The organism is Myxococcus vastator, from assembly GCF_010894475.1.
Classification (GTDB): Bacteria; Myxococcota; Myxococcia; order Myxococcales; family Myxococcaceae; genus Myxococcus; species Myxococcus vastator.
Genome location: NZ_JAAIYB010000347.1, coordinates 1 through 9,095, shown reverse-complemented (window position 1 = coordinate 9,095; position 9,095 = coordinate 1). Strand labels below are relative to the sequence as shown.

The 9,095-nt window shown below is 67.9% G+C and carries 8 protein-coding genes and 2 tRNA genes; 7 read left to right on the top strand and 3 right to left on the bottom strand.

Annotation, left to right across the window (positions count from 1 at the left end):
• Positions 1-855: serine/threonine protein kinase (locus G4D87_RS27560; protein WP_163785563.1), on the top strand; the 855-nt coding region annotated here is incomplete at its 5' end.
• 197 nt (positions 856-1,052) lie between these two features.
• On the opposite strand, the gene G4D87_RS27555 is transcribed toward G4D87_RS27560, so the two are convergent.
• Together G4D87_RS27555 and G4D87_RS27550 are read right to left on the bottom strand one after the other, a co-directional pair.
• Positions 1,053-1,125: transfer RNA gene (locus tag G4D87_RS27555), tRNA-Glu, on the bottom strand.
• Between the two features lie 23 nt (positions 1,126-1,148).
• Positions 1,149-1,221, bottom strand: a tRNA-Lys gene (locus tag G4D87_RS27550).
• Between the two features lie 190 nt (positions 1,222-1,411).
• Between G4D87_RS27550 and greB the strand changes: the two genes are divergently transcribed.
• The 5 genes from greB (at position 1,412) to G4D87_RS27525 (ending at position 5,573) form a co-directional block, all read left to right on the top strand.
• The gene (gene greB / locus G4D87_RS27545) at positions 1,412-1,942 is read left to right on the top strand and encodes a transcription elongation factor GreB (RefSeq protein WP_163785561.1); all 531 of its coding nucleotides are present in this window, start codon (positions 1,412-1,414) and stop codon (positions 1,940-1,942) included.
• Positions 1,943-1,951: 9 nt separating this feature from the next.
• Positions 1,952-2,899, top strand: a complete 948-nt coding sequence (locus G4D87_RS27540) for a deacetylase (protein ID WP_176412759.1) — start codon at positions 1,952-1,954, stop codon at positions 2,897-2,899.
• A 225-nt stretch (positions 2,900-3,124) separates the two neighbouring features.
• Positions 3,125-4,444 (top strand): PhoH family protein, encoded by a 1,320-nt coding sequence (locus tag G4D87_RS27535; protein WP_163785557.1) that lies wholly within the window; start codon positions 3,125-3,127, stop codon positions 4,442-4,444.
• Positions 4,445-4,459: 15 nt separating this feature from the next.
• Complete coding sequence (locus tag G4D87_RS27530; RefSeq protein ID WP_163785555.1) at positions 4,460-4,765, top strand: HP0495 family protein; 306 nt, start codon at positions 4,460-4,462, stop codon at positions 4,763-4,765.
• A 46-nt stretch (positions 4,766-4,811) separates the two neighbouring features.
• The gene (locus tag G4D87_RS27525; RefSeq protein WP_163785553.1) at positions 4,812-5,573 is read left to right on the top strand and encodes an SAM-dependent methyltransferase; all 762 of its coding nucleotides are present in this window, start codon (positions 4,812-4,814) and stop codon (positions 5,571-5,573) included.
• A gap of 24 nt (positions 5,574-5,597) precedes the next feature.
• Here the strand turns inward: G4D87_RS27525 and G4D87_RS27520 are convergent, their stop codons facing one another.
• Positions 5,598-6,689: a diacylglycerol/lipid kinase family protein gene (locus tag G4D87_RS27520; protein ID WP_163785551.1), complete on the bottom strand. Its 1,092-nt coding sequence runs from the start codon at positions 6,687-6,689 to the stop codon at positions 5,598-5,600.
• A gap of 393 nt (positions 6,690-7,082) precedes the next feature.
• Between G4D87_RS27520 and dnaK the strand changes: the two genes are divergently transcribed.
• Positions 7,083-8,993: a molecular chaperone DnaK gene (gene dnaK, locus G4D87_RS27515; protein WP_163785549.1), complete on the top strand. Its 1,911-nt coding sequence runs from the start codon at positions 7,083-7,085 to the stop codon at positions 8,991-8,993.
• Positions 8,994-9,095 lie beyond the last annotated feature (102 nt).

Sequence of the window (9,095 nt, the reverse complement as noted above, 5' to 3'; positions counted from 1 at the left end):
GTCGAGGGCTACTGGTACGTCAGCGCCGAGCATCCCTCCGGGAACTCCCTGAATGAGTTGCTGACGCTCCTTGTCGAGTGCCGTCGATGGTTCTCGCCCCTCTTCGTGATGTTCGTGGGCTCGCAGGTGGCGGCAGCGCTTGAGTACGCGCACACGGCGAAGGACAACAGCGGGCGCCCCTTGAACATCGTTCACCGCGCCATCGACGTTGCGCACATCTTCGTCGACTGGGACGGTTCGGTTCGGCTCGGCGACTTCGGTCTCGCGCTGTCCGACTTGCCGGGACGCGTGGCCTCTTCTGTTCGCGGCCCGGGAGGGGACTACTTCTATTCGTCGCCCGAGATGCTGCTTGGCGGGCGCGTCGATGCGCGCTCGGACCTCTTCATGCTGGGGGTGGTGCTTCTCGAACTGGCGACGGGGAAGAATCTGCTCTTCTGCCCGGATGTCCTCACCCCCGAAGTCATGGGCTCATTGTCCGTGAAGAAGCGTCGGCGAGTCGTCCAGGCAATCAAGCGGGCCACGTTGGCGGGGGCATCATCCATGGTGGAGGACGCGATTTGGCGTGCCGCGACGCTGACGGACGCGGACGTGGACGCGATGACCGAGGGGCTCCCCCAGGGACTGCGCGTGACGCTGAACCGGCTTCTTCGGGTCTCCCCCCGCGAGCGCTACCAGTCTGCCGGTGAGCTGGCCGCAGACCTGGCTGCCTGGATTGGGGGCACCTTCACGAAGGCTGATGCCGCTGCGGAACTCAGGGCGCGGGCAGCTCAGGCCGAAGAGGCGTTGGATGCGATGGGGCTCACGCCGCCTCGCGGTCGCGGCAAGCGCCACCCGGATGACGTGACGACATCCTGACCGACGGCTGCTTCGGCGTGCATCGCTAGCCCAAGGGGAAGCGGATCAGGTTGTGGCGAAGAGGGGAGTTAAGGACGGCTGAAGGTGCGGCGCGCTGCCCGATGTTAGGGGGCGCGCTAACAGCGCACTAACAGCACCCAACGGCCAAAAACGAACGGGGTTGGACAGTTCGCACTGTCCAACCCCGCGTTTTTACATGTCCCCGACGGGATTCGAACCCGTGTTACCGGCTTGAAAGGCCAGCGTCCTGGGCCTCTAGACGACGGGGACGGCACACCTTCACTGCGACAACATGAGTCGCGGGGGGATCGAACCCCCGACCCTCGGCTTAAAAGGCCGGTGCTCTACCAGCTGAGCTAGCGACTCGCACTATTCTTTTTTAAATTTTTCGCCACCACCCGGAAGCCCCCGGGCAGGCGCTTCCTACCAGCACTCGGCGACGCTTTCCACTGGCGAGCGCATGGGGCCGTTTCTGACAGCGCCCCGACCGCTCTCCGGTGAACGTCCGGGTCAGCGTCCTTCGCTCCGCGTCACCCCGTGGCGATATACAGGAACCATGTCCCAGGACGTACAACCGGATGAACAGGAGCCTGAGGACGACGCCGAGCGGGCCCCGTTCCGTCGCTACCTCACCCGGGCGGGCGCCGAGCGCCTGCACCGCGAGCTCGTCCATCTCCTCAACGAGGAGCGCCCCAAGGTGACGGCCGAGGTCTCCGCCGCCGCCGCCCAGGGCGACCGCTCCGAGAACGCCGAGTACATCTACGGGAAGAAGCGCCTGCGCGAGATCGACCGCCGCCTCCGCTTCCTCACGAAGCGCCTGGACACCGCCACCATCGTCACGCCCGCCGAGCAGCCCGACCGCTCCCGCGTCTTCTTCGGCGCGACGGTCAGCCTGGAGGATGAGGACGGCGGCCGGAGCACCTATCAAATCGTCGGTTCCGACGAAATCGACGCCTCCGGGGGGCGCATCAGCGTGGAGTCCCCCATGGGGCGGGCGCTCCTCCGCAAGGCCGTGGGGGACTCCGTCGAGGTGCGGCGGCCACGTGGAGACATCGAACTCACGGTGGTGGACATCCGCTACGAATAGGTGGGAGCCATGCCTCGGACTCAGCCCGTCAACCCCCGCTACCGTCGCATCTATCAGGCGCTGAGCGGGCCGGACCTGGCCGTCTCCGAGCGCGAGGGGATGACCCTGGAAGACCTGGGGCTGGGCAGCGCCGAGGCCTCCCGCGCCGACCTCGTCTTCGGCACCTACAGCCCCCAGGGCCTGGAGCGGGCCCTGCGCGCCTATGGGCTCTTCCAGCGCGTCGAGGAGCGGGTCGGACCGCTGGAGCTTCGCGTCGTGTGCACGGACCCGTACCGGCCTCGCATCATCCTCTGGAGCCGGCGGTTCTACGTCCCCGTGGCGGACCTGGACCTGCGGCGGACCACTGGCGCCGAGGTGGGGCTCGGTGACGCGCTCGCCGCCACGCCGCTGCTGTACCTGGACTCGCTGTTGCTCCAGAACCCGGGGCGCGCCTTTGACTGGAACCGGCCACCCCTGCCCGGGCAGAGCCACCCCGGGCTCAAGCTCGCCGGCCACATCCTGGACGTGCTCCTGCTGATGGCCCGCCGCATCGGCACCGAGGCCCTGGCCCTCACGCCCTCCACCTTCTCCGCCGCCTGCGTCTATGACCGCCGCTTCCTCTTCGTGGAGGGCGCCGCGCAGGGCCGCTTCCTCGCGCTCCGTCAGGCGGGGCGGCACCTGCCGCGCTGGCTCCACGCGTGGGCGGTGGAGCTGCACTGCATGCGGGACGAGCACGGCGCGGCCGTGGCCTTCAAGCCTTCGCCCATGGTGTCTCCGCTGAGCTCGCGGCTGGGGCAGCACTTCGATGCGAACGCGTGGGATGACGCGCTCCAACTGGAGGCCCGGCGGCAGCTCACGCTCGACGAGGAGACGCTCCAGCGGTGCTTTCCCTGGGAGCGGATGCCACCGGGGCCGCCGCCCGAGCGGGTGGCGGAGCTGCTCGGGTATGATCCGCTCGCGCCCGTCGTGGCGCACTGAACGGACGGCCGCTCGTGCTACAGGGCTGATCCATGGTGACTCGCCGAAAGGCGCCGTGGGGACCGCCGTCATCCCCGGCGCCTGGGGCGTGGGGTTTCGGACAGCCGCACATCCTGGCGACAAGCAGGCTGTTTCCCCTGGAGCGGGTGCCTATAGTGGTCAGGAGACTCACCGTCGCACGGTCCCTCGCGGTCGCAGCCGAACCTTCAGGTCGCGCAACCCACGATGCGTAAGAACTTCATTCTCGACACCAACGTCCTTCTTCACGATCCCCGCAGCATCTACGGCTTCAAAGACAACAACGTCATCATCCCCATCTACGTCATCGAGGAGATCGACCAGTTCAAGCGCGATCTCTCCGAGCTGGGCCGCAACGCGCGCCTGGTGGCGCGCTACCTGGATTCGTTCCGCGCCGAGGGCTCCCTGAAGGAAGGGGTGCCCCTGCCGCACGGTGGCCTGTTGCGGGTGAGCTTCACCGAGCGCGCGCTGCCGCCGTCCATGGCGGACAGCAACCTGATGGACAACCGCATCCTTGGGGTGGCGCTCGACCTGATGGGGGCGGAGCCGGACACGCAGGCCGTCTTCATCACCAAGGACACCAACCTGCGCATCCGCGCGGACGCCCTGGGCCTCATCGCCCAGGACTACGACACCGAGCGGGTGGAGATCACGGAGCTGTACACCGGCTTCGCCGAGCGGCTGGTCCCCAAGGACCTGGTGGACCAGATGTACCGCCAGGGCGCCGAGGTGGAGCTGCCAGACGCCGAGTCCCTGTTCGCCAACCAGGTGGTGCTCCTCAAGGACGAGACGAATCCGTCCCATACCGCCATGGGCCGCTTCAACGGCTCCAAGGGTCGGCTGGTGCCGCTGGTGCGGCACATCAAGGACGGCACGTGGGGCGTCCGCCCGCGCAACATGGAGCAGGCCTTCTGCCTGGACCTGCTGCTCAACGACGACATCAAGCTGGTCACCATCGTCGGCAAGGCGGGCACGGGCAAGACGCTGCTCGCCATCGCCGCGGGGCTGCAGAAGGTGACGGAGGAGGGGCTCTACCAGAAGCTGCTGGTCAGCCGTCCCATCTTCCCGTTGGGCCGGGACATCGGGTATCTGCCCGGCAGCGTCGAGGAGAAGCTGAACCCCTGGATGCAGCCCATCTTCGACAACGTGGAGTTCCTGATGAACCTCAGCCGCGCGGACAAGAAGGCCGGGCGCGGCTACCACGAGCTGCTGGACCTGGGGCTGATGGAGATCGAGCCGCTCACGTACATCCGCGGCCGCAGCCTGCCCAACCAGTTCATCATCGTGGACGAGGCCCAGAACCTCACGCCGCACGAGGTGAAGACCATCATCACCCGCGTGGGCGACAACACGAAGATCATCCTCACGGGAGACCCGTTCCAGATCGACAACCCGTACGTGGACGCGACGAACAACGGCCTGGTCCACGTGGTCAACCGCTTCAAGAGCGAGAAGATCGCCGCGCACATCACCATGTCCAAGGGTGAGCGCAGCGCCCTGGCCGAGCTCGCCGCCAACCTGCTGTAGCCGCTGGTACGAGACATGACGAAGGAAGACGCAGGAAGCCCCTCCGCCGGCGAAGGGGAGAAGAAGCCCCTCATCGAGTACCCCTCCGACTACACCTTCAAGGTGATGGGCGCGCAGGGGTCCGGCTTCATCGAGCATGTCCGTGAGCTGTTCAAGCGGTTCATGGGCACGGAGCTCTCGCCGGACGCCATCCACGAGCAACCCAGCAGCAAGGGCAAGTACGTCTCCCTGAGCGTGTCCGTGTATCTGCTGTCCGAAGAGCAGCGGCGCGCCATCTACGACGGGCTCCACAAGGACGAGCGGGTCATCTACTACTTGTAGGGGCCGTGGCTGGAAGTCTCTGGACGAGGCGGGTATATGGGAAGCCATGAGCCCGCCTGAGCCCTTCCCGCTGTATCACCCCGCGGATGTCCGGCGTGCCTTCAGCTCGGATGACGCAACGCGGCGCTTCGCGAAGGTGGCCCAGCTGGAGCCCGGCTCGCGCGTGCTGGTGCTCGGCTGTGGCCCCGACGGAAGCGCCGCGCTGCTGCTCGCCCGGGAGCTGGGCTGCACCGTCGTCGCGGCCGACACGGATGACACCGTCCTCAACCCGGTGCGTGAGCGCGTGCGGGCGCAGGGGCTGGCGGAGCAGATTGAAGTCCGCCGCGTGGCGCTGGACGCGCTGGGCCTGTCCGACGGCGAGTTCAACGGCATCCTCATCCAGGGCCGCGTGCTCTACCCATTGAAGGCCACGCTGGCGAACCTGCGCGGCCTGCTGGCGAAGCGCGGGCGGCTGGGCTTCACGTTCCCCGCGCGGGTGGGGCGCTTTGCTCCCAAGGCCACGCTCGACTTCTGGGAGCGCCGCGTCTCCGGGGCACTGTTGCTGCCGCGCGAGCTGCTGCAGGTGGTGGAGGGCGCCGGCTACGAGCCCGAGTCCGCCGAATCGCTCCATGACGCGGAGTTGGACGCGCACTACCGGGACATCGAGGCGTTCCTGGCGTCCATCCCCGGCGCGCAGCCCGCCGCGCTCCGCGAGGAGCTGGCGCTGCACCGCGAGAGCAACGGCAAGGCCAGCGTCAGCTACGCCTTCGTGGTGGCCCGCCGCAAGGAGCAGGGCGAGAAGCCCCCGGCGTCCCGAGATCGCGGGTAGCCAGACGCGGCCCCCGGCGGACGCTCAGTTCATCGCGCCGGTGAAGTCCACCAGCTCGACGGACTCCGGAGCCACGGACATGGTGACCTGCTCGCGGTAGCCGGCCGCGTCGCCACCCACCTGGAAGGGCATGGGGTTGGCGAAGCGGATGGTGACGTCGCGCGCGTGGAAGTCCATCAGGCCTTCGGGGAACCAGCGGCCGTTCCACAGCTTGGGCAGGTGGGCGAGCACCTGCGTGGGCGTCACCTGGCCCAGCCGCAGCTGCATGTAGCCCGGGCGCTGGCCCGCGAAGGGGAACATGCGGAAGCCGTAGCCGTAGAAGGGCATGGTGCCCGCCGCCGCCATCATCAGCCGGCCGCGGAACAGCGTGGCGCCCGGGGCCAGCGGCTCACCCATGGTGCCGCCCTCAGGGCTCAGCCGGTAGGCCTCGGAGGCGCCGTTGGTGACCTCGCACTCCACCCAGTGGGAGTGGGTGAGGTAGTGAGGCACCGTCTTGCAGGCCACCGCGGAGAAGTACCCGCCGCTGCCGCTGAGGACGCTCTTGAAGAAGCCCTTGCCCAGGTTCTCCTTCACCCAGATGTAGTCGTTGAGCACCTTGCCATCCACGCCCAGGCCGGCGAACGGCGCGCGCTGCCCGTCCACCATCAGCAGGTCCATGGGGCGGTAGCCCGGGACTTCGCCCGTGCGGGCGCGCAGCACGTCATTGAGGATGCCGTCGCCCCGGGTGCCGGAGGCGTTGACGTAGGCGGCCAGGCCATTGCCGGTGCCCAGCTTGAGGACGCCAAAGCGCGGCGCCGTCTTCCCCGCGAAGCGGCCGCGCGGGCCGACCTGGTGGAGGACCTCATTCACGAAGCCCATGAAGGTGCCGTCACCGCCGCCCGTGAAGACCATGGGGTAGCCACGCTCCAACACCGTCTGGATGATGCGGCGGGCGTCCAGCGGCGAGCGGGAGAGGAACAGGTCCTGCTCCGGCACCACGTGGGACAGGGACTTCACCACCCGAGCGTCGACCTTCCGGGCGTTGGCGTTCAGCAGGACCGCGACCTTGGGCTCAGCGGTGACGTCCGAGGTGGGCGCACGGCGGAGATCGGGAGAGCGGAGGGGCTGGACCAGCATGAGGGCGGCTCCGAAGGTTGGCGCCCGCGGGGGACCGGGCGGCGACACCCCTGTCCAGTGCACAATCCTCGCCAAGTCCTGACGCAAGGCGTCAGCAGACGAGCGAGCTTGAGATTCCAAGGGGTTGAATCGTTCCCTGCCGTCCAGAAGCCCGCCCGGTTGCTACCGCGGGGTGACGGCGGTGTAGAGCGCGTTACGCACCCGTGGCGTGCGAGTGGCGAGACTGTGACGCGGTGCGTGCGGCCCTGCGCACTGCGCTACGCAGCGGGGAGTACCACCTTCAGGTGAGCGGCCCGATGGCCCCCGCGTTTGACAGCGAGGGGTGGGTGGTTACGTTGGGCGTACATCAGAAGTTTCCAAAGAAAACGCAGTCTTTTCCGGAGGATACGAACCGTGGGCAAGATTATCGGGATCGACCTGGGCACCACGAACAGTGTGGTCGCGATCATGGAGGGTCGCGAGCCCAAGGTGATCGTCAACGAGGAAGGCAGCCGCATCACGCCCTCGGTGGTCGCGTTCACGAAGGACGGCGAGCGTCTGGTCGGTCAGGTGGCGAAGCGTCAGGCCATCACCAACCCCGAGCGCACCATCTACTCCAGCAAGCGCTTCATGGGCCGGCGGCACGACGAGGTGACCGAGGAGGCCACGCTGGTCCCCTACAAGGTCGCCCGGGGGCCCAACGGCGACGCGCGCGTGGACATCGACGGCAAGCAGTACAGCGCGCCGGAGATCAGCGCGCAGGTGCTGCTGAAGCTGAAGCGCGCGGCGGAGAACTACCTGGGTGAGAAGGTGACGGAGGCGGTCATCACCGTCCCCGCGTACTTCAACGACGCCCAGCGCCAGGCCACCAAGGACGCGGGTGAAATCGCGGGCCTCACCGTGCGCCGCATCGTGAACGAGCCGACCGCCGCGGCGCTCGCGTACGGCCTGGACAAGAAGAAGGACGAGAAGATCGCCGTCTATGACTTCGGCGGTGGCACGTTCGACGTGTCCATCCTCGAGGTGGGTGAGAACGTGGTCGACGTGCTCGCGACCAACGGCGACACGCACCTGGGCGGTGACAACATCGACCTGCGGATCATGGACTGGCTGATCTCCGAGTTCAAGAAGGACACGGGGCTGGACGTCAGCAAGGACAAGATGGTCCTCCAGCGCCTGAAGGAGGCGGCGGAGAAGGCGAAGATCGAGCTGTCCGCCGCGATGGAGACGGACGTCAACCTGCCGTTCCTCACCGCGGACGCGACGGGCCCCAAGCACCTCAACGTCAAGCTCACGCGCGCCAAGTTCGAGGCGATGATTGACGACCTCATCGAGCGTTCGCTGGAGCCCTGCCGCAAGTGTCTCAAGGACGCGGGCGTGGAGCCGAAGGACCTCAACGAAATCGTCCTCGTCGGCGGCACCACGCGCATCCCGAAGGTGCAGGAGGCCGTGAAGCGCCTGTTCGGCAAGGAGCCGAACCGCTCGGTGAACCCGGACGAAGTCGTGGCGGTGGGCGCCGCGGTGCAGGCCGGCGTGCTCTCCGGCGAGGTGAAGGACATCCTCCTGCTGGACGTGACGCCGCTGAGCCTGGGCGTGGAGACGCTGGGCGGGGTGATGACGAAGCTCATCGAGCGCAACACCACCATCCCCACGCGCAAGTCGGAGACCTTCTCCACGGCCGCGGACGGCCAGACGCAGGTGGAGATCCACGTGCTCCAGGGCGAGCGTGAGATGGCGGGCGACAACCGCAGCCTCGGCCGCTTCCACCTGACGGGCATGCCGCCGGCGCCGCGTGGCGTGCCGCAGATTGAGGTGACGTTCGACATCGACGCGAACGGCATCCTCAACGTCAGCGCCAAGGACAAGGCCACGGGCAAGGAGCAGAAGGTCACCATCACCCACTCGTCCGGCCTCGCGAAGGACGAGGTGGAGAAGATGGTCGCCGACGCCCGCTCCAACGAGGCGGCCGACAAGACGCGCCGCGAGCTGGTGGAGATGAAGAACCAGGCGGAGAGCCAGTCCTACGCGGCCGAGAAGCTGCTGAAGGAGAACAAGGACAAGCTCTCCGCGGACACGGCGAAGGCGCTCGAGGACGCGGTGGCGGAGCTCAACAAGGTCCGCGACGGCCAGGACAAGGACGCCATCAAGACGGCGCTCGATGCGCTTCAGGCCGCCAGCTACAAGGCCGCCGAGGAGATGTACCGCGCCACGGGCGGCGCGCCGGGCGCCGAGGGCGCGCCGGGGGTCGACCCTTCCGCGGCGCCGGGCTCGCAGGCCAGCGCGAAGAAGGACGACGTGGTGGACGCCGAGTTCCGCCAGTCGTAGTCGCGGCGCGGTGAGCCGCCTGAAGTGACGCAGAGGGCCGGTGCTCCCACGCGAGTGGGGGGCCGGCCCTTGTGTCTTGCGGGGCGGAGGGGTGCTTCCGAA